The organism is Microbacterium sp. Au-Mic1 (assembly GCF_021341785.1).
Classification (GTDB): domain Bacteria; phylum Actinomycetota; class Actinomycetes; order Actinomycetales; family Microbacteriaceae; genus Microbacterium.
Window position 1 is genome coordinate 186,896 of record NZ_JAJTTF010000007.1, and the last position, 24,217, is coordinate 211,112.

Annotated in this window: 27 protein-coding genes, 2 tRNA genes and 1 riboswitch; of the genes, 15 read left to right on the plus strand and 14 right to left on the minus strand. The window is 69.9% G+C overall.

The features are described from left to right. The first annotated feature begins 104 nt into the window (after positions 1 to 104). The 4 genes from LXM50_RS11455 (at position 105) to LXM50_RS11470 (ending at position 2,699) form a co-directional block, all read left to right on the plus strand. Entirely contained in the window at positions 105 to 662 is a 558-nt protein-coding gene (locus LXM50_RS11455) for a methylated-DNA--[protein]-cysteine S-methyltransferase (protein WP_233311450.1), read from the plus strand. Between the two features lie 338 nt (positions 663 to 1,000). Next, the gene (locus LXM50_RS11460) at positions 1,001 to 1,855 is read left to right on the plus strand and encodes a LuxR C-terminal-related transcriptional regulator (protein ID WP_233311451.1); all 855 of its coding nucleotides are present in this window, start codon (positions 1,001 to 1,003) and stop codon (positions 1,853 to 1,855) included. Positions 1,856 to 1,896: 41 nt separating this feature from the next. Next, positions 1,897 to 1,960: riboswitch (guanidine-III (ykkC-III) riboswitch) on the plus strand. A gap of 13 nt (positions 1,961 to 1,973) precedes the next feature. Continuing rightward, positions 1,974 to 2,300: a multidrug efflux SMR transporter gene (locus LXM50_RS11465; protein WP_233311452.1), complete on the plus strand. Its 327-nt coding sequence runs from the start codon at positions 1,974 to 1,976 to the stop codon at positions 2,298 to 2,300. 54 nt (positions 2,301 to 2,354) lie between these two features. Then, positions 2,355 to 2,699: an Lsr2 family protein gene (locus LXM50_RS11470; RefSeq protein ID WP_233311453.1), complete on the plus strand. Its 345-nt coding sequence runs from the start codon at positions 2,355 to 2,357 to the stop codon at positions 2,697 to 2,699. A 94-nt stretch (positions 2,700 to 2,793) separates the two neighbouring features. Here LXM50_RS11470 and LXM50_RS11475 read toward each other — a convergent pair. From LXM50_RS11475 to LXM50_RS11495, 5 genes are all read right to left on the minus strand, one after another. Beyond that, positions 2,794 to 2,867: transfer RNA gene (locus LXM50_RS11475), tRNA-Arg, on the minus strand. A gap of 30 nt (positions 2,868 to 2,897) precedes the next feature. Next, complete coding sequence (locus tag LXM50_RS11480) at positions 2,898 to 3,395, minus strand: HNH endonuclease (protein ID WP_233311454.1); 498 nt, start codon at positions 3,393 to 3,395, stop codon at positions 2,898 to 2,900. 291 nt (positions 3,396 to 3,686) lie between these two features. Then, positions 3,687 to 4,523, minus strand: coding sequence for a M23 family metallopeptidase (locus tag LXM50_RS11485; RefSeq protein WP_233311455.1), 837 nt, complete (start codon positions 4,521 to 4,523; stop codon positions 3,687 to 3,689). A 234-nt stretch (positions 4,524 to 4,757) separates the two neighbouring features. Then, a complete protein-coding gene (locus LXM50_RS11490) occupies positions 4,758 to 5,576 on the minus strand; it encodes a M23 family metallopeptidase (protein ID WP_233311456.1) in 819 nt (272 codons plus the stop codon). 288 nt (positions 5,577 to 5,864) lie between these two features. Further along, on the minus strand, positions 5,865 to 6,557 hold the full coding sequence (locus tag LXM50_RS11495) for a metal-dependent transcriptional regulator (protein ID WP_233311457.1): 693 nt from the start codon (positions 6,555 to 6,557) through the stop codon (positions 5,865 to 5,867). Between the two features lie 192 nt (positions 6,558 to 6,749). On the opposite strand from LXM50_RS11495, the gene serC reads away from it, so the two are divergent. After that, positions 6,750 to 7,862, plus strand: a complete 1,113-nt coding sequence (serC, locus tag LXM50_RS11500) for a phosphoserine transaminase (RefSeq protein ID WP_233311458.1) — start codon at positions 6,750 to 6,752, stop codon at positions 7,860 to 7,862. 90 nt (positions 7,863 to 7,952) lie between these two features. Here serC and LXM50_RS11505 read toward each other — a convergent pair whose 3' ends face one another. Together LXM50_RS11505 and LXM50_RS11510 are read right to left on the minus strand one after the other, a co-directional pair. Next, complete coding sequence (locus LXM50_RS11505) at positions 7,953 to 8,708, minus strand: DUF3027 domain-containing protein (protein WP_233311459.1); 756 nt, start codon at positions 8,706 to 8,708, stop codon at positions 7,953 to 7,955. Beyond that, positions 8,701 to 9,081, minus strand: a complete 381-nt coding sequence (locus tag LXM50_RS11510) for a cold-shock protein (RefSeq protein WP_233311460.1) — start codon at positions 9,079 to 9,081, stop codon at positions 8,701 to 8,703. The genes LXM50_RS11505 and LXM50_RS11510 overlap by 8 nt, the downstream gene beginning before the upstream one ends. 115 nt (positions 9,082 to 9,196) lie before the next feature. Here LXM50_RS11510 and LXM50_RS11515 point away from each other — a divergent pair, with 115 nt between their 5' ends. From LXM50_RS11515 to LXM50_RS11525, 3 genes are all read left to right on the plus strand, one after another. Then, entirely contained in the window at positions 9,197 to 9,472 is a 276-nt protein-coding gene (locus LXM50_RS11515; RefSeq protein ID WP_233311461.1) for a multidrug ABC transporter ATPase, read from the plus strand. A 23-nt stretch (positions 9,473 to 9,495) separates the two neighbouring features. Beyond that, positions 9,496 to 11,277 carry a helicase-associated domain-containing protein gene (locus LXM50_RS11520; protein WP_233311462.1) on the plus strand — a complete coding sequence of 594 codons (1,782 nt, stop codon included), beginning with the start codon at positions 9,496 to 9,498 and terminating at the stop codon, positions 11,275 to 11,277. A 93-nt stretch (positions 11,278 to 11,370) separates the two neighbouring features. After that, the gene (locus LXM50_RS11525) at positions 11,371 to 13,014 is read left to right on the plus strand and encodes a DNA repair helicase XPB (protein WP_233311463.1); all 1,644 of its coding nucleotides are present in this window, start codon (positions 11,371 to 11,373) and stop codon (positions 13,012 to 13,014) included. A gap of 17 nt (positions 13,015 to 13,031) precedes the next feature. Here LXM50_RS11525 and LXM50_RS11530 read toward each other — a convergent pair whose 3' ends face one another. Next, complete coding sequence (locus tag LXM50_RS11530; protein ID WP_233311464.1) at positions 13,032 to 13,850, minus strand: alpha/beta fold hydrolase; 819 nt, start codon at positions 13,848 to 13,850, stop codon at positions 13,032 to 13,034. A gap of 186 nt (positions 13,851 to 14,036) precedes the next feature. Here LXM50_RS11530 and LXM50_RS11535 point away from each other — a divergent pair, with 186 nt between their 5' ends. Next, a complete protein-coding gene (locus LXM50_RS11535) occupies positions 14,037 to 14,573 on the plus strand; it encodes a TetR/AcrR family transcriptional regulator (RefSeq protein WP_233311465.1) in 537 nt (178 codons plus the stop codon). Between the two features lie 228 nt (positions 14,574 to 14,801). On the opposite strand, the gene LXM50_RS11540 is transcribed toward LXM50_RS11535, so the two are convergent. Then, the gene (locus tag LXM50_RS11540) at positions 14,802 to 15,395 is read right to left on the minus strand and encodes an NADPH-dependent FMN reductase (RefSeq protein WP_233311466.1); all 594 of its coding nucleotides are present in this window, start codon (positions 15,393 to 15,395) and stop codon (positions 14,802 to 14,804) included. Positions 15,396 to 15,518: 123 nt separating this feature from the next. Here LXM50_RS11540 and LXM50_RS11545 point away from each other — a divergent pair, with 123 nt between their 5' ends. The 3 genes from LXM50_RS11545 (at position 15,519) to LXM50_RS11555 (ending at position 18,354) form a co-directional block, all read left to right on the plus strand. Further along, entirely contained in the window at positions 15,519 to 16,211 is a 693-nt protein-coding gene (locus tag LXM50_RS11545) for a response regulator transcription factor (RefSeq protein ID WP_159575299.1), read from the plus strand. Between the two features lie 3 nt (positions 16,212 to 16,214). Continuing rightward, complete coding sequence (locus LXM50_RS11550) at positions 16,215 to 17,921, plus strand: cell wall metabolism sensor histidine kinase WalK (protein WP_233311467.1); 1,707 nt, start codon at positions 16,215 to 16,217, stop codon at positions 17,919 to 17,921. Between the two features lie 145 nt (positions 17,922 to 18,066). After that, on the plus strand, positions 18,067 to 18,354 hold the full coding sequence (locus LXM50_RS11555) for a WXG100 family type VII secretion target (protein ID WP_233311468.1): 288 nt from the start codon (positions 18,067 to 18,069) through the stop codon (positions 18,352 to 18,354). A gap of 97 nt (positions 18,355 to 18,451) precedes the next feature. Here LXM50_RS11555 and groL read toward each other — a convergent pair whose 3' ends face one another. The 3 genes from groL to LXM50_RS11570 form a co-directional block, all read right to left on the minus strand. Beyond that, positions 18,452 to 20,071 (minus strand): chaperonin GroEL, encoded by a 1,620-nt coding sequence (gene groL / locus LXM50_RS11560; RefSeq protein ID WP_233311469.1) that lies wholly within the window; start codon positions 20,069 to 20,071, stop codon positions 18,452 to 18,454. A gap of 118 nt (positions 20,072 to 20,189) precedes the next feature. Further along, complete coding sequence (locus tag LXM50_RS11565; protein ID WP_233311470.1) at positions 20,190 to 20,795, minus strand: LytR C-terminal domain-containing protein; 606 nt, start codon at positions 20,793 to 20,795, stop codon at positions 20,190 to 20,192. A 71-nt stretch (positions 20,796 to 20,866) separates the two neighbouring features. Next, the gene (locus LXM50_RS11570; RefSeq protein WP_233311471.1) at positions 20,867 to 21,124 is read right to left on the minus strand and encodes a DUF3263 domain-containing protein; all 258 of its coding nucleotides are present in this window, start codon (positions 21,122 to 21,124) and stop codon (positions 20,867 to 20,869) included. Between the two features lie 106 nt (positions 21,125 to 21,230). Here LXM50_RS11570 and msrB point away from each other — a divergent pair, with 106 nt between their 5' ends. Both msrB and LXM50_RS11580 read left to right on the plus strand, forming a co-directional pair. Then, entirely contained in the window at positions 21,231 to 21,647 is a 417-nt protein-coding gene (msrB, locus tag LXM50_RS11575) for a peptide-methionine (R)-S-oxide reductase MsrB (RefSeq protein WP_233311472.1), read from the plus strand. Further along, entirely contained in the window at positions 21,644 to 22,366 is a 723-nt protein-coding gene (locus tag LXM50_RS11580) for a nitroreductase family protein (RefSeq protein WP_374107827.1), read from the plus strand. Before msrB ends, LXM50_RS11580 begins: the two co-directional genes overlap by 4 nt. Here the strand turns inward: LXM50_RS11580 and LXM50_RS18750 are convergent. Continuing rightward, positions 22,341 to 23,330, minus strand: a complete 990-nt coding sequence (locus LXM50_RS18750) for a DMT family transporter (protein WP_233311473.1) — start codon at positions 23,328 to 23,330, stop codon at positions 22,341 to 22,343. The genes LXM50_RS11580 and LXM50_RS18750 overlap by 26 nt on opposite strands. Positions 23,331 to 23,403: 73 nt before the next feature. Between LXM50_RS18750 and LXM50_RS11590 the strand changes: the two genes are divergently transcribed. Further along, the gene (locus LXM50_RS11590) at positions 23,404 to 24,060 is read left to right on the plus strand and encodes an SOS response-associated peptidase family protein (RefSeq protein ID WP_233311474.1); all 657 of its coding nucleotides are present in this window, start codon (positions 23,404 to 23,406) and stop codon (positions 24,058 to 24,060) included. 53 nt (positions 24,061 to 24,113) lie between these two features. Here LXM50_RS11590 and LXM50_RS11595 read toward each other — a convergent pair. Further along, positions 24,114 to 24,186: transfer RNA gene (locus tag LXM50_RS11595), tRNA-Thr, on the minus strand. Positions 24,187 to 24,217: the final 31 nt, after the last annotated feature.

A 24,217-nucleotide genomic window follows, 5' to 3' on the forward strand; every position in this document is an offset into this window, starting at 1 on the left:
GGATTCAGGCGCTTTCTTCCTCCACAGCGGGCATTTTCCGGTCGTTCCTCACCGATTGCGCCTCTACGCCTCCGCCGGTCCGGGTGGTGACCGAGGATGGGTGCATGACCTACCGCTACGACTTCGCCGACACCCCGTTCGGAGATGCGCTGCTCGTCTTCTCCGACGAGGGGCTGGTCGCCTTCGACCTGCCGGAGGGGATGCACCGCGATTCGCCCTGGGCGCTGGAGGCGACCGCGCGGATGCTGCACGCGCTGCCGGAACCTGATCCGGGTGCCGGCGCCGACGTGGAGGCACTGCTGAACGCGTACTTCGACGGAGCCCCGATCCGCTTCGATCGGGAGCTCGCGCTGGACTGGCGCCTCGTGAACGGCTTCACCCGCGCCGCGCTGCAGGCCGTGTCCGAGATCCCCTGGGGCGAGAGCGCGAGCTACGGCGAGGTCGCGGCGATGGCCGGCAGTCCCGGCGCCGCCCGCGCGGTGGGCACGGCGTGCCGGAACACCCCTTTCTCGATCGTCGTCCCCGTCCACCGCGTGGTGCGCGCCGACGGTTCACCCGGCCAGTACGGAGCGCACCCCGAGCGCAAGCGGTACCTGCTGGACCTGGAGGCGGATGCGGCCGCCCGAGGCCGCACCGCGGACGACGTCCGCCCCGGCGTGTAGGCCGCCGGGGCGGACGCGTATCCGCACGGGACGAATGCTCGCGGATTGCGGATCCGGTTCCGATTCGCGAATGCAACATAGCCTCGCGTGATCACTAATGCGGTCGGGAAACCCGACCGAGGGCGAACAGCAGGCCGAGGGCGATGCCTCCGCGCCACTGCGCCGGGAATTGCGGCGAATGCCACCAAAGGGACACACGAAATACCAGATCAGGAACAGCACCGCGTGTCCTCGCCATTCTCCGTGGTCCTCCGGCGAGCCCCGATGCGCGCTGGAATGATAACGTCGACGCTACGAAACGACCAGACGGGGCGGGAAACCCCGGAAGTTGGTAATCGGTGAACTCGTTCGAGACAGTCGGATCCGATGCGGATCTGGTCGCGCAGGCCGTGCGCGACCTGATTCGGCGCACCCGTTTCCCGGTCGCCTTCGGCGGCCTGCTCGACAGCGGCGAGGTTCCCGTCACCGCGATCGTCGGCTCTCGCACGCGCAGCCTCGAGGGACTTCGCGTGCAGCCCCAGCGCGGTCTCGGCGGCCGGGCCATGACCGAACTGCGTCCGCGGATGACGCACGACTACGGTGCCTCGCAGCAGATCACCCACGACTACGACGGCTTCGTGCTGGGCGAGGGGCTGCGCACCCTGCTCGCGATCCCCGTGATCGTGTCCGGACGGCCGCGTGGCGTTCTGTATGCGGGAGCGTGGGAGGACCCGCCGGCCGGCGGCGTCACCACCGCTCCGGCGATGCAGATCGCCGACGCGCTCGCCAGTGAACTGCGCATCCGCGAGGAGGTGGAACGACGTCTGCATGCCGCAGGCCCACCCGCTCCCCCACCCTCGTTGAGCCCCGCGCATCGCGAGGAGTTGCGGGAGAGCTTCGCCGAGTTGCGCTCGATCGCTGCCCTCGTGCCGGATCAGGCGGTGCGTGATCGCCTCGGTGATCTGGAGCGCCGTCTGCTGGCGCTCTCCGCCCCCGCGCCCCTGCCGCGCGCCGCCGAGGTGCACCTGTCCCCGCGCGAACTGGACGTGCTGAGCTGCGCCGCTCTCGGCCAGACGAACGCGCAGGTCGCCACCGAGCTGGGGCTGCGCGAATCGACGGTGAAGGCGTATCTGGGCACGGCGATGGCCAAGCTCGATGCTCCGACCCGTCATGCCGCCGTCGCCCGTGCTCGGCGCGACGGGCTGATCCCCTGAGGCTCTGCCCTGCTCCTGCCCAGGGAGTGCGGCTAGGCTCGGAATCGCGCACCGCGCACCCGGACGAGGCGGGCCAGTACCCGGACAGCGAAAAGACTGGCTCTCGAGGAGGCCCGCCATGGCGTGGATCGTGCTCATCATCTCCGGAATGTTCGAAGCCGTCTGGGCCACTGCCCTCGGCAAATCCGAGGGCTTCACGAAGCTCTGGCCGAGTGTCGTCTTCGTGATCGGTCTCGCCGCGTCGATGTTCGGGCTGGGGTGGGCGATGCGAGAGATCCCCACGGCCACGGCCTACGCGGTGTGGGTCGGCATCGGCGCCTCGCTCACCGTCGTCTGGGCGATGATCACCGGCGATTCCGACGTGTCCTGGCTCCGGATCCTGCTGATCGTCGGATTGGTCGGGTGCATTGTCGGATTGAAACTGATCGATCCGGGGCATGCATGACATTCCGCATTTCAATCATTGCCGCCGGCAATTCCTGCAACTAGGTTTGTCGCCATGGCACGCAAAATCGTTCATCAGCTCGTCGACGATATCGACGGTTCCGTTCTCGAAGTGGGCGAAGGCGAGACCGTTCATTTCTCGCTCGACGGATCCGCCTATGAGATCGATCTGACCAGCGCGCACGCGGCAGACCTGCGTACGGCGCTCGCCCCCTACCTCTCCGCAGGCCGGCGCACGCAGCGCGTGGCGACCGGGCGACCGACCGCAGCGGGCAAGCGCCCGAACCGCAATCCGGAGACCGCGTCGATCCGCGCGTGGGCGGGAGACAACGGCTACAAGCTCTCAGAACGCGGCCGGATCCCCGCCGATGTGATCGAGGCGTACCGCGCGGCGAACTGACCGCAGGACACGAAACGGAAAGGGACCGCCCGTCTGGGCGGTCCCTTTCCCACATGTGCGGCGAGGTGGCGGGGGGCCGAGATCGGGTCGCGTGTGCCCCCGACAGGATTCGAACCTGCGACCTGCCCTTTAGGAGAGGGCCGCTCTATCCGACTGAGCTACGAAGGCGCCCTCTCAGTCTAACGAGCGTCCACGGTCCTACGCCGCCATCGCCAGGTACGGCTCCCAGCTGGGATCGCCGCGCTCGGATCCCCGAACGGTCCACCCGGTCCCCCGCGGCGGGGCCGGCGTCAGACGCAGCTCCCAGCCCATCTCCTGCGGCGTGCGATCACTCTTGACGTTGTTGCAGCGCAGGCAGCACGCGACGAGGTTCTCCCAGGAGTTCTTGCCTCCGCGCGAGCGCGGCAGCACATGATCGATGGTGGATGCGGACTTCCCGCAATAGCCGCAGCGATTGCCGTCACGGCGCAGCACTCCCCGCCTGGTGACAGGGGCGTGCCGGCTCCTCGGCATCCGCACGTAGCGGCTCAGGACGATCACGGCGGGGCGGTCGAAGCGGCCGCTCGCCGCCCAGACGGGGTCGTCGTCGACGCGTTCGACGACCGAGGCCTTCTTGTTCATGACGAGGACGATCGCGCGTCGGAACGACACGATCGCGAGCGGTTCATACCCTGCGTTGAGCACCAGTGTGCGCATCCTGCATCCCTTCGATCCGACCGGGACGGCTTCCCGGTCTCTCGACCGTGCGCAGGCGGAGGGTCCGCAGGATACGAAAACGGCGCTGTCTACGAGAGACAGCGCCGTGAGCGCACGGATGATCCGTGCAGATCCTGCGGGCAATGCCGAAGAACGAGTCGACCGAGTGCATCCGTGGTTCGGATGCTCGGTATTCGTCCCATCGTGTTCCTCCGCCCTTGCGACGACGGAATCAGGCTAACCCATGCCGTGGCGACCACGCGGAGAACTTCCGGTGAACGCCCTGCCGGATCAGCGGACGTTCACCTCGAGCCATGCCAGGGGATCGATCTCGGTGTTGTTCACGAGCACCTCGAAGTGCAGGCAGGATCCGGAGACCCATCCGGTGTTGCCGACCTCGCCGAGGTACTGTCCGGCGGTGACGCACTGGCCCACGCTCACGGCGCGGCTCCCGTAGTTCATGTGCCCGTACAGCGTGGAGATCGCGTTGGCCCCGCTCAGAGCGGGGTGCGAGAGCTCGATCGTCTCGCCGTAGCCTCCGTAGCCGTCCTGCGAGATCGTGACGCAGCCGTCAGCGGCCGCATAGATGGGAGTGCCGATCGGCGCGGCGAAGTCCTGACCCATGTGGCTGCGACCGCTACGGGCCGCGCCGAAGCCGTCGCTCAGCGTGTAGGAGCCGGCCGCCATGGGGTAGATGACCTGCCCGGGGCTCGCAATCGGCGCCATGTTGGTGCGCACGGAGGCGACCGAGGGCTTGGCTGCGGCCTCTGCGGCGGCCTTGGCCGCAGCGACGGCGGCCTCCTCCGCCTTCTTCTGCTCGATCTCCTGCGGCGTCGTCGCGGTGAAAGAACTCCGCGTGCCCGACACCGCCGTCGCCTCGGAGGCGACGACGATCGACTGCGCGTGACCCGCGGCGATCTGCTGCGCGGTCGCCGGCGACGCGGTGGCGGGCGACGCGGCGCCGGTCGCGAGAGCGGGCAGCGCGATCGCGGTCACCAGCGCTCCGACGGCGGCGAGAACGGCGAAGGTGCGGATCGGGCGCACCACGGATCGGGAGACCGGGCTCGTCGCACGCTTCGGGGAACGCGTGTCGACGGACATGTCGGTCTGTTCGAGTTCTTCGGCCAAGGGCTTCCTCCAGGCCTCGGCGCCGTGCGTCGGCTCGTCCGCATTCGCGTGCAGGTCGGGATTTCGACCTGCATCAGGATGACCGCGGCGGTGACGAGCCGGGAGGCGGCCGCCGGGGTTATCACCGACGGGCTTCTCGTCGGCGACCTCCCCGACGTTACCCGATCGTGATGAATCTGTCACCCCCGGATTCGGGAGAAGCGATCCGTCCGACCGATGGACGCCGAACGCCGGTCAGCCCGCGTTCGCGGCGAGCCAGGGTTCCGGATCGATGACCGAGCCGCCGATGCGCACCTCGAAGTGCAGGTGCGATCCGTAGGAGTTGCCGGTGTTGCCGACCAGCCCGATCAGCTGCCCCGCGGAGACCTGGTCACCCGCCTGAACCATCCGGCTGCCGTAGACCATGTGACCGTAACGGGTCTCCACCATGGTGCCGTTGAGATTGCTCATGATCATGATCGAGACACCGTACCCGCCGATGCTCTCGGCGGACGCGGTCACGGTGCCGGCGGCTGCCGCATAGATCGGGGTGCCCTCAGGGGCGATCATGTCCCAGCCCTCATGACCGCGACCGGATCCGGGTCCTTCGCCGGGAGTGAAGCTGGTGACCGGGTAGCGCACGGCGCCCGAGCCCGGAGCGACAAGAGCCATCCCGGCGAGGGACGGGCGGGAGCTGCTGGCCGATGCTGCCGATGCGGCCGCCTCGGCAGCGCGGGCTGCGGCGGCGTCCTCGGCCTTGCGCTTCTCGATCTCGTCGGGCGTCGTCGCAGTGAACTGCCCGCGGGCGCTCGGGGCCTGCGTCGCCTCGGACGCGACCACGATCGACTGCGCGTTGTCGGCCGCCAGCTGCTCGGTGGTCACCGGAGCCGCATCGGCAGGACCACTCGTCGACGCGAACGCCGGGAGTCCGATGGCCGCGACCAGGGCGCCGACAGCACCCAGGATCGCCACGGTGCGGACCGGGCGCACGAAAGCGGATCGGGCCGGGCCCTTCCTGAGCGTCGTCGCGTCGGCGCTCGTCGGGCTGGTGGTCTCGATCGTGGTCTCAGGCAAAGTCTGTCCTCCGGCCTCTGCGCGGGATCGCGCCGGTCCGTCGTCGATCGGGTCGGTCCGTACGGGGTTCGGACGCATGTCTCTCCGCGGCGGCGACGGGCCGATGAGGCGAGCGCCGTGGAGTCCGTCGATGGGCTTCTCGCCGACGGCCCTTCCGACGCTACCGGAAAGTCACGAAAGTGTCACACTGCCCCAAGGATCTGCTGAACGTTGATTTTCCGCGGATCCATCCGGGCGCGCACAGGCGTTGCCCAGGCGGCGGAACCGCCTGGATGCGCCAGGGAGAGCTCAGGCGACCAGGAAGATGTGCGACGCGAGTTCGACCGGAAGCTCGAGCCCCTCGTCCTGCCCGTCGACCTCGATGAGCACGTAGCCCTCGTTGAAGCGGAATCGCCCGCGCGCTCCGGGGACGACACCGGCGTCACGCAGCTGTTCCAGCAGCTCGGGATCCACCTGCGCGGGTTCGGCCAGACGACGCACGGTGCCCTCGGTCGGCGTCCCCGCCGTGTTCATGTGCTCGACGAGTCCGATCACGCCCTCGTCGAAGGTGCGCGCCGGCGTACCGCCGAGCTGGTCCAGGCCGGGGATCGGGTTGCCGTACGGCGACTCGGTGGGGTGACCGAGCAGCTCGACCAGACGGCGCTCGACCTGCTCGCTCATGACGTGCTCCCAGCGGCAGGCCTCCTCGTGCACGTACGCCCAGTCCAGTCCGATCACGTCGGAGAGCAGGCGCTCGGCGAGGCGATGCTTGCGCATCACGTCCACAGCTTTGCGGCGTCCGGCGTCGGTCAATTCGAGCCGGCGATCCTCGGAGACGACCACGAGCCCGTCGCGCTCCATGCGACCGACCGTCTGCGACACCGTGGGTCCCGAGTGCCCGAGGCGCTCGGAGATCCGGGCGCGCAGAGGGACGATGTTCTCCTCCTCGAGTTCGAGGATGGTGCGGAGGTACATCTCCGTGGTGTCGATCAGGTCGGCCATCGATCCCCCTTGTCGTGCCGCGCATGCGGTCGCGTGGTGTTAGGCAAGCCTACCTTCTGCGGATATGCGTCGGCTCTGCTGCAGAGGAGCACCGCTGCGCTGCAGCGCAGGATGTCCTGCCCCGCGCGCAGAGCCCGTCGCACGGTGTCACATGGGCAGGAGTGCCCTCCCCCCGACACCTAGAATCTGTGCATGGCGATCGAGATTCCCCGCGAACTTCTGCCCGTCGACGGCCGCTTCGGATGCGGCCCGTCCAAGATCCGTCCGGAGCAGGTGAGCGCGCTCGCCGCGGTGGGGTCGAGCCTGCTGGGCACCTCGCACCGTCAGGCGCCGGTGAAGAACCTCGTCCGCAGCGTCCGCGAGCAGCTGTCGTCGCTGTTCCGCCTTCCGGAGGGCTACGAGATCATCGTCGGCAACGGGGGATCCACGGCGTTCTGGGATGCGGCCGCGTTCGGCCTCATCGAGAACCGGGCGCAGAACCTCGTCTCAGGCGAGTTCGGCGGGAAGTTCGCCAAGGCCGCGGCGGCCCCGTGGCTGCAGGCTCCCGACGTGCGCACGGCCGAGCCCGGCTCCCGCGCCGAGGCCGAGATCGTCGAAGGCGTCGACGTCTACGCCTGGCCGCACAACGAGACCTCGACCGGAGTCGCATCCCCGATCCGTCGCGTCGCGGCCGACGGCGCCCTGACCGTCATCGATGCGACCAGCGCTGCCGGCGGCATCGACTTCGACGTGACCGAGACCGACGTCTACTACTTCGCCCCGCAGAAGAACCTCGGCTCCGACGGAGGCCTCTGGTTCGCCGCGGTCTCGCCTGCGGCGATCGAGCGGATCGAGCGGATCGCCGCCTCCGGTCGATACATCCCCGAGTTCCTCAGCCTGAAGAACGCGGTCGACAACTCCCGCCTCGAGCAGACGCTCAACACCCCGGCTCTGACCACGCTGCACCTGCTCGACTCCCAGCTGCAGTGGATCAACGGCAGCGGAGGACTCGCCTGGGCAGCCGCCCGCACGAACGAGTCGTCGCAGGAGCTGTACCGCTGGGCGGAGGCGAGCGCCGTCGCGACGCCGTTCGTCGCGAACCCGGCCGACCGCTCCCCCGTGGTCGCCACGATCGACTTCGACGACTCCGTCGATGCGGCCGCGATCGCCAAGACCCTGCGCGAGAACGGAATCGTCGACACCGAGCCCTATCGCAAGCTCGGCCGCAACCAGCTGCGCATCGCCACCTTCGTGTCGATCGAGCCGGACGACGTGCGCCAGCTCATCCGCTCGATCGACTACGTGCTGGAGCACCAGGGCGCCTGAATCGCGCTCCGATACGAGAGAAGGCGCCTCCACTCGGAGGCGCCTTCTCTCGTATCGGTGCGGTCCCGGGCCGCGCCCGGAACCGGGGACTCACTCCTCCTCGGAGTCGTCGTCCTCATCAGAATCGTCATCCTCGTCGGAATCGTCCTCGTCGGAATCGTCATCCTCGGACTCGTCATCGGAGTCATCCGCGGGCTCTGCGGAGTCATCGAGTTCGTCGATGTCCACCCCGTCGAGGTCACCGGCGTGCAGACGCGGTGCCGCATCGTCCTCGTCCTCGTCGAGTTCGTCCACATCGTCCAGATCGTCGTCGTCGAGGTCGTCGTCGGATCCGTCCGAGAGCACGTCGCCGGAAGCCTCATCGGATCCGCTCGCCTCCGCATCGTGCTGCGCCGACGCGGCGAGCTCCGCCTGATGCGCGCGGTACTCCGCGAGGCGCTCGGCCCACGGCACCCACTCCGGCGCCAGCAGCGCGCCGTCGCCGGGCAGCAGCTCGGCCTCGAGCACGGTCGGCTCCTCGTCGCCGACCTGGGCGACCGAGACGGTCCAATACCAGCCGGGGTAGCCGCCGAGCCGATTCTCGAAGCGCAGCGAGACCACGCCGTCGACCTCGGGCAGGTAGCCCGCAGCCGGCCCCACCGACGCGGCGGGGGTGATCTCGTGCAGGGCCGCCAGCGCGAGATCGCGCGCTCCCCGCAGACGCTCGCTCACGAGCGGCACGGCCAGCGGCTCATCGGTCGAGAAACGCTCCTCGACCGCGGGCGCGACGGTCTCGGCGGCTGCCGATCCGTCCGCAGCCTGCTCGGCCTCGACCGGCGTGGCGGCCGTGTCGTCGTCCTCAGGCATCGAAGTCCTCGGCCACGTTGCGCAGCACGGCCGCGATCTTGCGGCCGTGACTGGACGACGGGTAGCGGCCGCGACGGAGGTCGCCCCCGATGCCGTCGAGCAGCTTCACGAGGTCCTCGACGATCACAGCCATGTCGTCCGCCGGCTTGCGCTTGGACTTGGAGAGGCTCACCGGAGCCTCGAGCACGCGCACCGAGAGCGCCTGCAGGCCGCGCTTGCCGTCGGCGACGCCGAACTCGACTCGCGTGCCGGCCTTGACCGCGGACCCGGCGGGGAGGGACGTGGCGTGCAGGAAGACGTCCTGGCCGTCATCGGTGGTGATGAAGCCGAACCCCTTCTCGTCGTCGTAGAACCTGACCTTGCCGGTGGGCATGGGAGAACCTCGCTGCAATTACTCGGGCGCCGGATCCGGGGGATCCGATCGGGATGCGTGCGGAAGCCCCGCACCCCACCAGCCTACCGGTCGCGGAGCGGGTAGGCTGGGACGGATGAGCACTCGGCCGCCTGCCCCTGAGCCGGAGATCCGCGGGATCGATCGGTTCCTGACCTTCGGCGCGCTGACGCTGGCCGCCCTGTCGGTGATCTGCTTCTTCGTGATCATCATCGCCACCGCGGTGGGCATGAAGCAGGCTGACTTCACGCAGGGCGCCTGGCCCGTGGTGGGCGTCTTCCCGTTCTGGGGTCTGCCGATCGCCTTCGGCATGATCATCGTGCTGCTCGTCATGAGCTTCGTGCGGAGAGGCCGCGCGGCGCGGCGCTCCTGACGCCGCCGCGAGCCGTCCTCACCATGAGCACCCATGCGCGCCTTCTCGCCGAGGCGCTGTCCGCGCGCACCGATGACGAGCTCGCCGCGCTCTTCGGACGCCGTGAGGTGCGCCCCGACGCCGGTTGGCATGACTTCTTCGACGCCGCCGAGGGGCTGCTGGATCCGTCGTCCGTGACACGGGTCCTGCCTCGTCTGACCCGCGCCGAGGCCACAGGTCTCGTCGCCGCCGCATCCGGCTCGGATCCCGGTGCGGTCTCCGAGACGCTGCGCGCCCTCGCCCTGCTTCCGCCGTCGGGTACGACACTGCCGCCGACGGTGGCGGCGGCCGTCGCCGGACGCGACGCCGCCGCGGACCCGCTCCTCACGGCGACCGACTCGGCTTCGGGCGTCCTCGCCGCGAGTGCCGACGAGCCCTCGTCCGCCCGAGCCGCCGAACGAGCCTTCACCACGGTCGCGACCCTCGCCGACGCGCTTCTGCTCGCCGAGGAGGGTCCGCTGGCGCTGCTCGCGGGAGGCACGGTGGGCCTGTCCGAGAAGCGCCGGATGAGCGAACGCGGCCTTCCCGACGACCCGGGGCTGCTCGACGACCTGCTCGCACTCGGCACGGCCGCGGGGCTGCTCCGGCCGATCGAACGCACCCTGCACCTGTCCGATGCGGGTGCGGAATGGCTCCGGCTACCCGGTTCCGAGCGCTGGTCGCGACTGGTCGCGGGCTTCCGGGAAGCGCTGCCCCCGGTGCTGCGCTCCGAGGACGGCGGATGGATCCCCCTGTCGGACTGGCCGGGCGAGCACCCCTGGGATCCGAGCTGGCCGGGGCGCACCGACGCGCTGGTCCGGCAGGCCCGGCTGATCGGCCTCGTCGCGGACGCGGGCCAGGACGGAGCCGCCGCGGAGAGCCCCTGGGCCGAGGCGCCGCGGCGCGGAGCGGATCCGGATCCCTCCGCCCTCGCCGCGTACGTGCCCGCCGAAGTCGACCGGATCTTCCTGCAGAACGACCTCACCGCGATCGCGCCGGGCCCGCTGCTGCCCGCCCTGGATCTGCGGCTGCGCGGCATGGCGGCTCGCGAGTCGGCGAGCCAGGCCTCCTCCTACCGCTTCACCGCCGATTCGCTCAGCACGGCGCTGTCCGCCGGCGAGACGGAGGAAGGCGTCCTGACCTTCCTCGAGGGCATCTCGCTGACCGGGGTGCCGCAGCCGCTGCGCTATCTGCTGGCGCAGAGCGCGAGCCGGCACGGCCAGGTGCAGGTCGGGATCGATCCTGCGACCGGACGCACCCGCGTGCGCAGCCGCGACGCGCATCTTCTGCAGGCGATCGGCGTGGACCAGGCCCTGCGCCCCCTGGGCCTCGTGCCCGAGGACACCGCCGAGGACACCACGGTGCTGACCACGCGCGTCAACCGCGACACGGTGTTCTGGGCACTCACCGACGAGCACTACCCCGCTGCGCTCGTAGATGCGGCGGGTGCCGTCGAACGGCCGGTGCGCACCACGGCGGAGAGCGCGCCCCCGCCGCCCCCCGATGCGCAGCGCTATGCGGCGCTCATCGCTCGACTGCGCGAGGCGCGCGAGGGCAACGCGGACGCGGCCTGGCTGGAGCGCGAGCTCGAGCACGCCGCGAAGCAGCGTGCGGTGCTGGCCGTCGAGGTGGCCATGCCCGACGGCACGGCGCGCGAGCTGGTGCTCGAGGTGACCGGCTTCGGAGGCGGTCGCGTGCGCGGACGCGACCGGGCGAGCGACGTCGAGCGCACCCTGCCGATCCGCTCGATCCTCTCCACACGTGCGATCGAGGACGCCGAATCCTGAGCCCGATCCTCCCGCCCGGATCGCTCGCGCGCCGAACCGGATCGAGGGGCGCCGAGCGCCGGCTCCCCGGTGCGACCGGTAGACTGGGCCGCTATGTCTGATGGCCCGCTGATCGTCCAGAGCGACCGCACCGTGCTGCTCGAGGTCGCGCACCCCGACGCCGAGAGCGCTCGGCACGAGCTCGCGATCTTCGCCGAGCTGGAACGCGCCCCCGAGCACATCCACACCTATCGGGTCACCCGGCTGGGGCTGTGGAACGCCCGCGCGGCCGGCCACACCGCCGAGGACATGCTGGAGACGCTGGACCGCTGGTCGCGCTTCCCGGTGCCGCCATCGGTGTCGGTGGACATCCGTGAGACCGTGAACCGCTACGGCCGGCTCGTGATCGAGCGCGACGACGAGGGCGTGCTCATCCTGCGCTCCACCGATCCCGCCGTGCTCACCCAGGTCGCGGGGAACAAGCGGATCCAGCCGCTGCTCGTCGGCCACCCTTCCCCCGACACGTATGTCGTGGACGCCTGGGCGCGCGGGCAGATCAAGCAGGAGCTGCTGAAGATCGGCTGGCCCGCGGAGGACCTCGCCGGCTACACGCCCGGCACGCCGCACGAGATCACGCTGGCCGAGGACGGCTGGACGATGCGCCCGTATCAGCAGGATGCCGTCGACGCGTTCGCGAAGGACGGATCCGGCGTCGTCGTGCTCCCCTGCGGCGCCGGCAAGACGATCGTCGGCGCCGGCGCGATGGCGGCGACAAAGACCACCACGCTGATCCTCGTCACGAACGCGGTCTCGGCACGGCAGTGGCGCGACGAGCTGATCAAGCGCACCAGCCTGACGGCCGAAGAGATCGGGGAGTACTCCGGGCAGGTGAAGGAGGTCAAGCCGGTCACGATCGCGACGTACCAGATCCTCACCGCGAAGCGGAAGGGCCAGTACGCGCACCTGTCGCTGCTGGACGAGATGGACTGGGGCCTCGTGGTCTACGACGAGGTGCACCTGCTGCCCGCGCCCGTGTTCAAACTGACCGCCGACCTGCAGGCACGCCGACGGATCGGTCTCACCGCCACCCTCGTGCGCGAGGACGGCCGGGAAGGCGACGTGTTCAGCCTCATCGGTCCGAAGCGGTTCGACGCGCCGTGGAAGCAGATCGAGGCACAGGGCTTCATCTCCCCCGCCGCCTGCTACGAGGTGCGCGTCGACCTGCCGCCGGACGACCGGCTCGAGTACGCCGCGGCGACCGACGACGAGCGCTACCGCCTCGCCGCCTCGGCCCCGGCGAAGATCACGGCCGTCCGCGAGCTCATCGCGAAGCACCCAGGCGAGCGCATCCTCGTGATCGGGCAGTATCTCGACCAGCTCGAGGAGCTCTCCGAGGCGCTGAACGCGCCGTCGATCACGGGCGCGACGCCCGTCGATGAGCGCGAGGAGCTGTATCGGCAGTTCCGCGAGGGCGAGATCGAGCTGCTCGTGGTGTCGAAGGTCGCGAACTTCTCCATCGATCTGCCGGAAGCCTCGGTGGCGATCCAGGTGTCGGGATCCTTCGGTTCACGGCAGGAGGAGGCGCAGCGCCTCGGCCGCCTGCTGCGACCGAAGCAGTCCGGGCACACCGCGAGCTTCTACACGCTGATCGCTCGGGACACGGTCGACCAGGACTACGCGCAGAACCGCCAGCGCTTCCTCGCCGAGCAGGGCTACAGCTACACGATCCTGGACGCGCACGAGCTCGAGGCGGCCTGAGGGCGCACGACGCGAGATCAGGTGGTGCGGGTGAACCAGTCCAGCGCGAGCCGGGCGACCTCGCGCGGCTGATCGTCCGTGAGGAAATGAGCCCCGTCGTCGACGAACGCGAGCTCGAACCTGTCGGCATGCTGCCCGTGGTTCCTGCAGATGCGGCGCACCGTCGGCTCCGCGAACGGGCCGTCCTCGCTGCCGAACACGCAGAGCATCGGCGGGCGCAGACGCATCCGCTTGTAGACCCCTCCCATCAGCCGTCGCGAGACCGGTATCACCATGCCCCGGTAGAGCGCGGTCACGGCCCGCTCGATCTCAGGCCGCTCGTGCACCCGCAGGTAGGCCTCGACCGTCTCGTCGGTCATCGGCTTCGCCGCATAGCGGGATCCGAACAGGTACCTGAGCGACCTTCCCGCGCGGTGCATGAGCAGCGCCGGCATGTGCGCGAACGCGGGCATCACCCGGGGCGAGAACTCCATGAAGCCCGGCGGCACGGCGACCTGCACGATCGCCCGCACGCGCTCCGGACTGCCGTACGCGAGCTGCATCCCCGAGATCGCTCCCATGTCGTGGCAGAGGAAACGCGCGGTGCCGATGCCGAGCGCATCCAGCACGGCGACCACGTCGTCCAGCTGGGATTCCGGGCCGAATCGCGGGTCATCGGCCTCCGTCCAGCCCGAGCCGCGCAGATCGGCGCAGATCACGCGATACCCCTCCGCAGCGATGATCGGCGCGATGATGCGCCATTGCCACCAGTGCATCGGAAAACCGTGCAGAAGCACGACGGGATCGCCCTCGCCGATCGACGCCACATGCGTGCGCAGCCCCGGCGTGGCGATCATCGTGTGTTCGAATCCGGCCGCGTCGGGAAGCGGCGGCGACCATTCCCGTTGGAGTCGCGAGGGTTCCGGGGTATCCATGGCGAGACCTCCCTGTCATCGCACCGCGCGGACCACTGCGGTTCGCCGGGAAGTTTACTACGCTCGTAGTGTCAGCGCACTATGAAAGTAGTGATCTACGCTCGTCCCATGAGCAGTACGCGCCGTCGGGCGCTCGACGCCGCCGTGACCCTGATCGGCACGGAGGGGATCCGCGCGCTCACGCACGGCCGGGTGGATGCCGCAGCCGCGCTGCCGCCCGGATCCACATCGAATCACTTCCGCACGCGTGCGGCGCTGGTCTCAGGGGTGATCGAGTGGCTGGCGACACAGGAGCGCGCGGACGCCGGTCTGCCGGACATCGGCTCCGCCGACGAATTCATCGACGCCGTGTCCCGGATGATCCAGCTCCAGTCCGGTCCGCTCGCGGCGCGGACCAGGGCGCGCTACGCGCTGTTCCTGGAGGCGGATGAAGACGCCGTGCGACCGCTGCGCGAACAGCGGCTCGGCATGGAGGCGTGGGTGCGCGGGATCCTCACGAGCCTCGGCGGGGACACCGCGGCTCGGCACGCCGCCTTCGTCATGGCCACCGGCGACGGCCTCCTGCTGCACCGGGTCACCGTGGATCCCGACGCACCCATCCGCGAGGTGATCGCTCACGCCGTGCATGCCGCCCTGAGCGGCTGACCGGTGCACTGACGCGGTCGGCGCGTGCGGGCCTCGATCGAGGTGCTCAGACGCGGGGATCCTCCCCCGGCCTCAGACCGCAGCGCCAGCACGGCGCGGTCGGATCGTCGAGCAGAGCCCCGCACTCCGGGCAGACCCGAGCCAGCCAGCAGGCGGAGTCCCCGCCGCGCTCCTCGTCATCCATCTCCGGATGCTGCGTCACCGTGGACGGTGCGGATCCGGCCAGGATCAGGTCTGCGGGATGACCGTCAGCACGCGAGCCGTGAACTCGGCGAAGGCCGACATGAACTGGCGCAGGAACTCCTCGGTCCCGGGCGTCGTGACGCGGCCGTCGTCGTCGATCAGGCCGGGCGAGTAGTGGATGTAGGCCTCGGGCGCAGTCATCTGCCGGGCGTTGAGGAAGCCGAGCGTCCCGCGCAGGGACTGCTGGCCGACGGCCGTGCCGATCGCGCCCATCGATGCGCCCACCACGCCGGTCGGCTTGTGCGCCCAGACGTTCTGCCCCCAGGGCCTGCTGCCCCAGTCGATCGCGTTCTTCAGCGGTCCCGGCAGCGAACGGTTGTACTCCGGCGTGACGAAGAGCACCGCGTCGGCGCTCGTCACCGCGTCCTTGAAGTCGAGGGCGACCTGCGGATAGTCGGCGTCGAAATCGCGGTTGTACAGCGGCAGGTCGGCGTAGGAGATCTCGAAGAACTCGAAACCCTCGGGCGCGAGATGCGTCAGTGCGTTCGCCAGACGGCGGTTGATGGACTCCCGGGAGAGACTGCCGACGATGACGCCGACACGGTACGGTCCCTCGTGCTCGATGATGTCGATCTTCATGGGACACACTCTGCACCCGAAAGGGGCCGATCGTCACGCTTCCTGAGGCGCCGCATAGCCGATCCCTAGGAAAGTTCCGCCCCCAATCAGCCCGAACACGGATCGGGTCACCATAATGGGGGCATGACTGAAGCGCGCATCCTGGTCGTCGACGACGAACCCAACATCCGCGATGTCCTCTCCACGGGCCTGAGCTTCGCCGGCTTCTCGGTGAAGACCGTCGCCAACGGCGCCGCCACGATCTCGGCCGTGCTGGAGGAGGAGCCCGATCTCATCATCCTCGACGTGATGCTGCCCGACATGAACGGGTTCAGCGTCACCAAGCGGCTGCGCGGCGCAGGTTTCACAGCGCCGATCCTGTTCCTCACGGCGAAGGACGACACCGAGGACAAGATCGAGGGTCTGAACGCCGGCGGAGACGACTACGTCACCAAGCCGTTCGCCCTGGACGAGATCGTCGCGCGCGCGCAGGCCATCCTGCGGCGCACCATGCAGGCGGACGAGGAGTCCGTGATCCGCGCCGGCGAGCTGTCGATGGATCAGGACACGCATGACGTGTTCGTCGGATCCACTCCCATCGAGCTCAGCCCCACCGAGTTCAAGCTCCTCCGCTACCTCATGCTCAACCCGAACCGGGTGCTGTCGAAGGCGCAGATCCTCGACCACGTGTGGGAGTACGACTTCAACGGCGACGCGGGCATCGTCGAGAGCTACATCTCGTACCTCCGCCGCAAGATCGATCCGCACACCGAGGAGCCCGTCATCCAGACCAAGCGCGGCTTCGGCTACATGCTCAAGGTGGGGAAGACCGCGTAAGGGATGGCAGAGCCCGACGCGATCACGCGATGGTGGCGCCGGATCAGCCTTCGGGCGAAGGTGACCGGCGTCACCGTCGGCGTGCTCGCGCTCGGGCTCGTCGTCACCGGCATCGGCACGATGCCGATCCTGCGCAACCTGCTCATCGACAACGTCGAATCCCAGCTGCCGACGCTGGTGACGAGCGACCTCGCCACGATCACGCCCGACGGCTCCGGTGCGTTCAGCGTCACCCTGAAGGACGAGACTCTGGGTCTCGCGGACTACTTCGTCGCGGTCTACGACACGGCCGGAGCCCTCGTGTACTCCGGAGGCGGCGCGCCGAAGGCCGGCAAGCCGGAGTTCCCGACCTCCTACCCCCTGGCCCGGGCCACGCTCGAAGCCGGTCGCGCGGACCCGATGGTGCTGCGCGGCGCGGACGGATCCGAGTTCCGCGCTGCCGTGGCCGTGCGGGAGGACCCCAGCACCAACATCACGTACACGCAGATCGTGGCGGTGTCGCTGGACGAACCGGACCGCATCCTGGCGACGTTCTTCGGGGTCTTCACCACGGTGGCGCTCGTGACGATCATCATCGCCGCGCTCGCCACCCGGGGTCTGGTGACACTCGCCTTCCGCCGGCTGGGCCGTGTGGAGTCGACCGCCATGGCGATCGCCGCGGGCGACTTCAGCCAGCGGCTCACCGATCTCGAGCCGACCACCGAGGTGGGGCGGCTGAACGGCGCCATCAACACCATGCTCGACCGGCTGGACGCGGCGATCGCCCAGCGCGATCGCTCGGTGCAGCAGATGCGCCGCTTCGTCGGCGACGCCAGCCATGAGCTGCGCACACCGCTGGTGAGCGTGCGCGGCTACGCGGAGCTGTATCGGATGGGCGCCATCAAGCCCGGCGAGGACACCGCGCGGGCGATGGACAGGATCGAGAAGGAAGCGCTGCGGATGGGGGTCCTCGTCGAGGATCTGCTCGCCCTCGCCCGTCTGGACGAGCAGCGCGAGCTCACCATCGAGCCACTGGACCTCCGTCCGCTCGCGCAGGACGCGGCCCTCGACCTCCGCGCGGCCGCGCCCGAGCGCCCGGTCACGGTCATCGACATGACCGCCGAGGCGCACTCCGCCGATCTGCCCGCACCGTCGCACATCGCGATCACGCGTCCGGCCCCGATCACCCGCTCCACACCCACGCGCGGCCGCATACCGGCGATCCTGCGCCGACGCCCCCGCGACGGCGACCCGGTTCCCGAGATCGACTTCTCCGAGGCCGTCGTCGCGCCCGTCTCCACCCCGCCGATCGTGCTCGGCGAGGAGAACAAGGTGCGCCAGGTGATCGCCAACCTGCTCGGCAACGCCCGGCGCTTCTCCCCCGGCGACTCGCCCATCGAGGTGGTCGTCGGAGCGGACCGACGCCGCGACGTGGGCTGGTTCGCGATCGTCGACCACGGCGAAGGCGTGCCCGAGCAGATCCGTGATCAGATCTTCCAGCGCTTCTGGCGCGCCGACTCGTCCCGCACCAGGGACACCGGCGGCGCCGGCCTGGGTCTCGCGATCGTCGCGTCCATCGTGCGCGCGCTGAACGGCTCGGTGCAGGTGACCGAGACACCGGGCGGCGGCGCGACGTTCACCGTGTCGCTGCCGCTCGCACCGCCGCGGGCGACGCCCGAGCACCTGCTGCAGGACACCCAGCCCATCGAGCCGCTCGACCTGTCGCGCTGAGCGCTGCGATCGGCTGCCTCCGCGATCGGTCCGCACAGTCCGCGTCCGGCGGAGGTTCCGCACCGCTTGCGTGACGAGCCCGCAACGACTGTCGCACGATCTCTAGCGTCAGGTGCATCCGATGCACCATGACGAAAGGATCCTCATGTCCGTCTTCACCGTCGACACCGACGCCGTCCTCACCACCAGGCTGTCCGTGCAGGCCACCGCCGAACGGCTGCAGAGCGACTCCGCGGCCATGATGTCGCAGCTCACCCAGCTGACATCGTCCTGGAGCGGCGGCGCCTCCGTCGCCTGCCAGAACGCTGGGGAGCAATGGCGCGGAGCGCAGGCCCACGTGGAGCAGGCGCTCGCGGCCATCGCGCAGGCGCTCGGCTCCGCGGGTCAGCTCTACGCGCAGGCCGAGAACGACTCCATGGCGTTGTTCCACTGAGCGGAGGTTCGCCGCCGGACGTTCACCCGCAGAGCAGCCCCGCAGACGGAGAAGACCCCCGGGACGGATCCCGGGGGTCTTCTCGAAGGGGCTGGACTCAGAAGTCCATGCCGCCGGACGGGTCGGCCGGCATGGCCGGAGCCTTCTCCGGCTTGTCGGCGACGACGGCCTCGGTGGTGAGGAACAGGCCGGCGATCGACGCGGCGTTCTGCAGCGCCGAGCGGGTGACCTTGGCCGGGTCGATGATGCCCTGTGCGAACATGTCGCCGTACTCTCCGGTCGCGGCGTTGAGGCCGTGACCCGTGGGGAGCTCGGAGACCTTGTGCGCGACGACGCCCGGCTCGAGACCGGCGTTGAGGGCGATCTGCTTGAGCGGCGCCTCGATCGCGACGCGCACGATGTTCGCGCCGGTCGCCTCGTCGCCCGCGAGCTCGAGGCCGTTGAGGGCCTTCGTGCCGGACTGGATCAGGGCGACGCCACCACCGGCGACGATGCCCTCCTCGACGGCGGCCTTCGCGTTGCGGACGGCGTCCTCGATGCGGTGCTTGCGCTCCTTGAGCTCGACCTCGGTGGCCGCGCCCGCCTTGATGACGGCCACGCCGCCGGCGAGCTTGGCGAGGCGCTCCTGCAGCTTCTCGCGGTCGTAGTCGCTGTCGGTGTTCTCGATCTCGCGACGGATCTGGGTCACGCGACCGGCGATCTGCTCGGCGTCGCCGGCACCCTCGACGATCGTGGTCTCGTCCTTGGTGACGATGACCTTGCGCGCACGGCCCAGCAGGTCGAGGGTCGCGTTCTCGAGCTTGAGACCGACCTCCTCGGTGATCACGGTGCCGCCGGTGAGGATCGCGATGTCCTGCAGCTGCGCCTTGCGACGGTCGCCGAAGCCCGGGGCCTTGACGGCGACGGACTTGAAGATGCCGCGGATCTTGTTCAGCACCAGGGTCGCGAGTGCTTCGCCCTCGACGTCCTCGGCGATGATGACGAGCTCCTTGCCGTCCTGGATCACCTTGTCGACGACGGGCAGAAGGTCCTTGATGTTCGAGATCTTCTGGTTCGCGATGAGGATGTACGGGTCCTCGAAGACGGCCTCCTGGCGGTCCGGGTCCGTGACGAAGTAGGGGTTCAGGTAGCCCTTGTCGAAGCGCATGCCCTCGGTGAGCTCGAGCTCGGTGCCGAAGGTCTGGGACTCCTCGACGGTGACCACGCCCTCCTTGCCGACCTTGTCGATGGCCTCGGCGATGAGCTCGCCGATCTCCGGGTCGGCGGCCGAGATCGACGCGGTGGCGGCGATCTGCTCCTTGGACTCGATCTCCTTGGCGGAGGCGAGCAGCTCGGCGGTGATGGCGGCGACGGCCTTCTCGATGCCCTTCTTCAGGCTGATCGGGTCGGCACCGGCGGCCACGTTGCGCAGGCCCTCGCGGACGAGCGCCTGGGCGAGCACGGTGGCGGTGGTGGTGCCGTCACCCGCGACGTCGTCGGTCTTCTTCGCGACCTCCTTGACGAGCTCCGCGCCGATCTTCTCGTACGGGTCGTCGAGCTCGATCTCCTTGGCGATCGACACGCCGTCGTTCGTGATGGTGGGGGCGCCCCACTTCTTCTCGAGCACGACGTTGCGGCCACGCGGGCCGAGGGTCACCTTGACCGCGTCGGCCAGGATGTTCAGGCCGCGCTCGAGACCGCGACGGGCCTCCTCATCGAAAGCGATGATCTTTGCCATGAGTTCTGTCGTCCCTCCTGGACGTAGACATTGGGTTTAGCACTCAGATCAGTCGAGTGCTAAACCCAGTCTGGCACTCGACCCCTGTGAGTGCAAGCCGTGGAGGGAGCGTCCCGGCTCAGCCCGCGGAACCGTCGCCCGAGGTGTCGGCGGGGGTCGGTTCGGTCGTCGGGGCGTTCTTCGCGAGATCCAGCCCGAGCACCACCGTCAGCTGCTTCTGACCCGCCACGACATCGTCGCCGTACTGGTCGCTCACGGCGATCTTCGTCGCCCCGATGAGGTTCGCGAGCGCCTGCGCCGCGGGCTTGTCCGCCTCGGTCTTGTAGTACACCGTGGTCGTCGGGAAGTCCTGGGTGCTCGCATCGCTCGCCGCGACAGCGTTCCCGGCGAACCCGGCATTGACGATCGTGTCGCGCGTGCTCGCCGCGAGGCCGTTCGCGCCGGTCGCGTTGAGCACCAGCACGGCATAGGAGGTGTCCAGCGCCGGCGCGGAGGCGGTCGCCGTCCGCGAGACACTCGGAACCGGTGCGCCGCCGTCGAAGCTGATCCGGCCCATGGCGAGCATCGCGGCGAAGATCCCGACGGCGATGAGGACCGCGGTCGCCACTGCAGCCCAGAGCAGCACGAACCAGCCGCGCATGCCGGGGTTCTCGGCGCGGTGGGCGCCGACGCGTCCCTGTGCGTGCGGGATCACGTCGAATCGGTCGCGGGCGGATTCTGGCATTCCCCGATGTTATCCGGGGTCCTCCTGCGGTTTCGGTGAACGACAGGCCGAGGATCCTGAGCGGGTGCGTCTCAACCGGCGGAGAGGGCGGTACGACCCGCTCGCCGCGCCGCCGCGTCGTCGCGGATCCGACGCAGCCGCCGCACCAGCATCGGGTCGGCGACCAGCGCCTGTTCGGACTCGATGACGCGGTCCAGCAACTGGTAGTAGCGCGCCGGCGTCAGCTCCAGCTCGGCGCGGATCGCCTCCTCCTTGGCACTGGAGTGCCCGGGGCGCCGCGCCTCGAACGCGAGGATCACGCGCTCGCGGTCGCTGAGGAGGTCGGTCACCCCCTCAGGCTACGTCGCCGCCGGCGCCCGGCCAGGACGGCGCGCCCGGCAGTCGCCCTCACCGGCCCGGAACGCGCGAGAATGGATCCGACCCCCGGGAGGATCCATGTCGCACCGCGTGACCAAGACCGACGCCGAATGGCGGGCCGAGCTCGACCCTCAGCAGTACGCCGTGCTGCGCGAGGCCGCGACCGAGCGGGCGTGGACGGGCGAGCTGCTCGACGAGCACCGCGCCGGCCTCTACACCTGCGGCGCGTGCGGCGCCGAGCTGTTCCGCAGCGGCACGAAGTTCGACTCGGGCTGCGGCTGGCCGAGCTTCTACGAATCCGTCCGCCCCGAGGCCGTGGAGCTCATCGAGGACAACAGTCTCGGCATGCAGCGCACGGAGGTGCGCTGCGCGAACTGCGGTTCGCACCTGGGCCACGTCTTCCCGGACGGGTTCGGCACGCCGACCGGCGACCGCTACTGCATGAACTCGATCGCGCTGTCCTTCCAGCCGGACGAATCCGCCACCGGGGCATGAGTGCACTGGAGGCGGTCAGCCGTCGGCAGTCCTGGTCCAAGGTGACCCCCGAAGCGCCGACCCGCGAGCAGCTGCTGCCGTTGATCGCCGCCGCGGGCCGGGTCGCAGATCATTCCTCGCTGCGCCCCTGGCGTCTGATCGAGTTGCGCGGAGAGGATCGGGAACGGCTGGGTGCCGCGATCGCGGAGGAGACGGGCGACTCCTCGCCCTCGACCAAGCCGCTGCGCGCCTCCCTGCTGATCGCCGTCGTCGCCAGTTACCGCCGCAGCGACAAGGTGCCCCGGTGGGAGCAGGAGGCGGTCGCCTCGGGCGTCGCGCACGTGCTCAGCCTGCTGCTGGACGAGGCCGGCTGGGGTGTCATCTGGCGCACCGGCGGCTACACCCGCACCCCCGCCGTGGCACGAGCGCACGGACTCGGTCCCGACGAGGAGCTGCTGGGCTGGCTCTACGTCGGCGGCAAGCCGGGCAAGGAGCCGGGTCGGCGCCGGGCGCTCGACGCGGACGCGGTTCTGAGCCGGATGCCGGTCCGGAGCACGCCCGAAGAGGCGACGACGTCACCGGACTCCCGCACGCCCGAGACGCGCGCCAAGACCGGCGAGTGCGCCAGCAAGAAGGCCAGGAAGAAGGCCAAGAAGAAGGCCAAGAAGGCCGCGAAGAAGGCGCGGGAGAAGGCGGCGAAGCAGCAGCGGCGGCTCAGGAAGGCCGCGAAGAAGGACTGATCCGGCGCCTCCCCCATGGCAGCGCGACGAGAACCGACAGCACCGCCGCGAGCACCATGACGAGCACCTGCCATGCGGCAGGGCCTGCGGCGGGCGGCCAGATCACGTCGATCAGCACCGACACCACGAGCTGGCCGAGGACCGCGCCCAGTCCCATCAGCAGCACTCCGGTGCGCGCCACGATGATCACGCCCAGCAGGATGTAGGTCGCGCCGAGAAGCCCGCCCAGGTACAGCCACAGGTCGCCGGGCAACGCAACCGGGAACGGCTCCGGCGCCCCGGTGACGAGCAGGCTCGTGGCCGCCGACACGGACAGCACGAGCACGCCCCCGAGGAAGCTCATGTACGTCGCGCCGAGAGGCGAGGCGATGCGCTGCCCGAGCCGGCCGTTCACGGCGGACTGGAAGGCGATGCCGGCACCGGTGAGGAATGGCAGCACCAGCATCCACAGCGGCGCCCGCGCCAGCACGTCACCGCCGAGCGAGACGCCGACCGCGATGAGCGCGAACGCTCCGCCGAGCAGCCGCCCCGGGGTGATGGCGACCACGCCCGCGGGGCCGAATCCCACCCGATCCAGCAGCAGGCCGTGCAGCGTCTGGCCGGCCACGACCCCCACCGTGAACAGAGCGACGCCGAGGACGCCCGCGACCAGCCCCTGCGTCGACACGGTCAGCGCGCCGCAGGCCCCGCCGAGCAGCATCCACCACGGCACCTCCCCGGTGCGGATCCCCCGCCAGAGACGGCCGAGCCCCGCGCGTCCGGAGCGGGTGAGCAGCATGGGGAAGCTCAGCAGCGCCAGACCGACCGCGAACGACACCCAGCCCGCGAGGACGCCGTTGTCCAGGCGCACCCCGAGCTGACCGTTCACGCGCGCCTGGATCGCCGTCATCGCGCCGATGGCGACCGCTCCGCCGAGCGCCGTCGCGGTGCGCCCGCGATTCGGCTTCGGAGAGTGCGCAGTCACCGTTCCGAGACTACTCGCGCGCGGATTCGCTCACGACCGCGCCGATGTCCCCCGCCCGAGGTACGCTCCAGCCATGTGCGCGAGCTACGGCCTGGATCCGCGATTCAGCGATCAGCAGCTGATCGAGGAAGCCGACGACGAACTCATGGAGGGGATCCGCGCGTGGGCGCGGCACAACGCGGAGGAGACCCTGCGCCCGACCGGACGCCTCCTGCGCAACCTCAACCCGATCGTCGTGCCCTCGGAGACGGCGTCGCCGCAGCTCGAGCAGGCATGGTGGGGATTCCTCGTCGACGGCCGGCCGTCGCGGTTCCCTTCCATCAACACCCGCTCCGAACGCCTGCAGGAACGCCCCGGAAGCCTGAAGGGGAGGGCCATCGTCCCCGCCACGAGCTGGTACGAGATGCAGAAGCCGCAGAAGGCCTGGCACGAGTTCGGCTTGGGCGGAGCCCTGTTCGGCATGGCGGCGATCACTCAGCGCGGCCGCACCGAAGACGGCACCTGGTACACGTGCTATTCGATCGTGATGCAGCCGGCGCCCGAACGCCTCGCCGGGATCCACGACCGGATGCCGGTGCTGCTTCCCGCGGCGTTCGCCCTGGACTGGCTGAGCGGCGCCGCCGCCGCACGCGAGCTCATCGACGATGCGCTGCTGGCGTCCGCCGAGACCACCGCGCGCGTCGCCGCGACGCCACGCGCCGATGACAAGGGCACGGATCGACTCTTCTGAGTGCCGCAGACGTGTCGTGGGCGCGTCACGCGCGCCCGACAGGAAGGGATCGGAGCCTCCTGCCGGACTCGAACCGGCCACCTGCGGTTTACAAGGCCGCTGCTCTACCAGATGAGCTAAGGAGGCGAGAGTGGCCGGCGCCGTCACGGCGCGACCG

Coding starts and splice junctions, on each gene's coding strand:
- LXM50_RS11455 (WP_233311450.1), top strand. CDS start 105: ATGACCTACCGCTACGACTTCGCCGACACCCCGTTCGGAGATGCGCTG.
- LXM50_RS11540 (WP_233311466.1), bottom strand. CDS start 15,395: ATGAAGATCGACATCATCGAGCACGAGGGACCGTACCGTGTCGGCGTC.
- LXM50_RS11535 (WP_233311465.1), top strand. CDS start 14,037: ATGAGCAGTACGCGCCGTCGGGCGCTCGACGCCGCCGTGACCCTGATC.
- LXM50_RS11495 (WP_233311457.1), bottom strand. CDS start 6,557: ATGGCCGACCTGATCGACACCACGGAGATGTACCTCCGCACCATCCTC.
- LXM50_RS11470 (WP_233311453.1), top strand. CDS start 2,355: ATGGCACGCAAAATCGTTCATCAGCTCGTCGACGATATCGACGGTTCC.
- LXM50_RS11565 (WP_233311470.1), bottom strand. CDS start 20,795: ATGCCAGAATCCGCCCGCGACCGATTCGACGTGATCCCGCACGCACAG.
- LXM50_RS11505 (WP_233311459.1), bottom strand. CDS start 8,708: ATGCCTGAGGACGACGACACGGCCGCCACGCCGGTCGAGGCCGAGCAG.
- LXM50_RS11550 (WP_233311467.1), top strand. CDS start 16,215: ATGGCAGAGCCCGACGCGATCACGCGATGGTGGCGCCGGATCAGCCTT.
- serC (WP_233311458.1), top strand. CDS start 6,750: ATGGCGATCGAGATTCCCCGCGAACTTCTGCCCGTCGACGGCCGCTTC.
- LXM50_RS11510 (WP_233311460.1), bottom strand. CDS start 9,081: ATGCCCACCGGCAAGGTCAGGTTCTACGACGACGAGAAGGGGTTCGGC.
- LXM50_RS11555 (WP_233311468.1), top strand. CDS start 18,067: ATGTCCGTCTTCACCGTCGACACCGACGCCGTCCTCACCACCAGGCTG.
- LXM50_RS11525 (WP_233311463.1), top strand. CDS start 11,371: ATGTCTGATGGCCCGCTGATCGTCCAGAGCGACCGCACCGTGCTGCTC.
- LXM50_RS11520 (WP_233311462.1), top strand. CDS start 9,496: ATGAGCACCCATGCGCGCCTTCTCGCCGAGGCGCTGTCCGCGCGCACC.
- LXM50_RS11515 (WP_233311461.1), top strand. CDS start 9,197: ATGAGCACTCGGCCGCCTGCCCCTGAGCCGGAGATCCGCGGGATCGAT.
- LXM50_RS11590 (WP_233311474.1), top strand. CDS start 23,404: ATGTGCGCGAGCTACGGCCTGGATCCGCGATTCAGCGATCAGCAGCTG.
- LXM50_RS11465 (WP_233311452.1), top strand. CDS start 1,974: ATGGCGTGGATCGTGCTCATCATCTCCGGAATGTTCGAAGCCGTCTGG.
- LXM50_RS11545 (WP_159575299.1), top strand. CDS start 15,519: ATGACTGAAGCGCGCATCCTGGTCGTCGACGACGAACCCAACATCCGC.
- LXM50_RS11530 (WP_233311464.1), bottom strand. CDS start 13,850: ATGATCGCCACGCCGGGGCTGCGCACGCATGTGGCGTCGATCGGCGAG.
- groL (WP_233311469.1), bottom strand. CDS start 20,071: ATGGCAAAGATCATCGCTTTCGATGAGGAGGCCCGTCGCGGTCTCGAG.
- LXM50_RS11480 (WP_233311454.1), bottom strand. CDS start 3,395: ATGCGCACACTGGTGCTCAACGCAGGGTATGAACCGCTCGCGATCGTG.
- msrB (WP_233311472.1), top strand. CDS start 21,231: ATGTCGCACCGCGTGACCAAGACCGACGCCGAATGGCGGGCCGAGCTC.
- LXM50_RS11580 (WP_374107827.1), top strand. CDS start 21,644: ATGAGTGCACTGGAGGCGGTCAGCCGTCGGCAGTCCTGGTCCAAGGTG.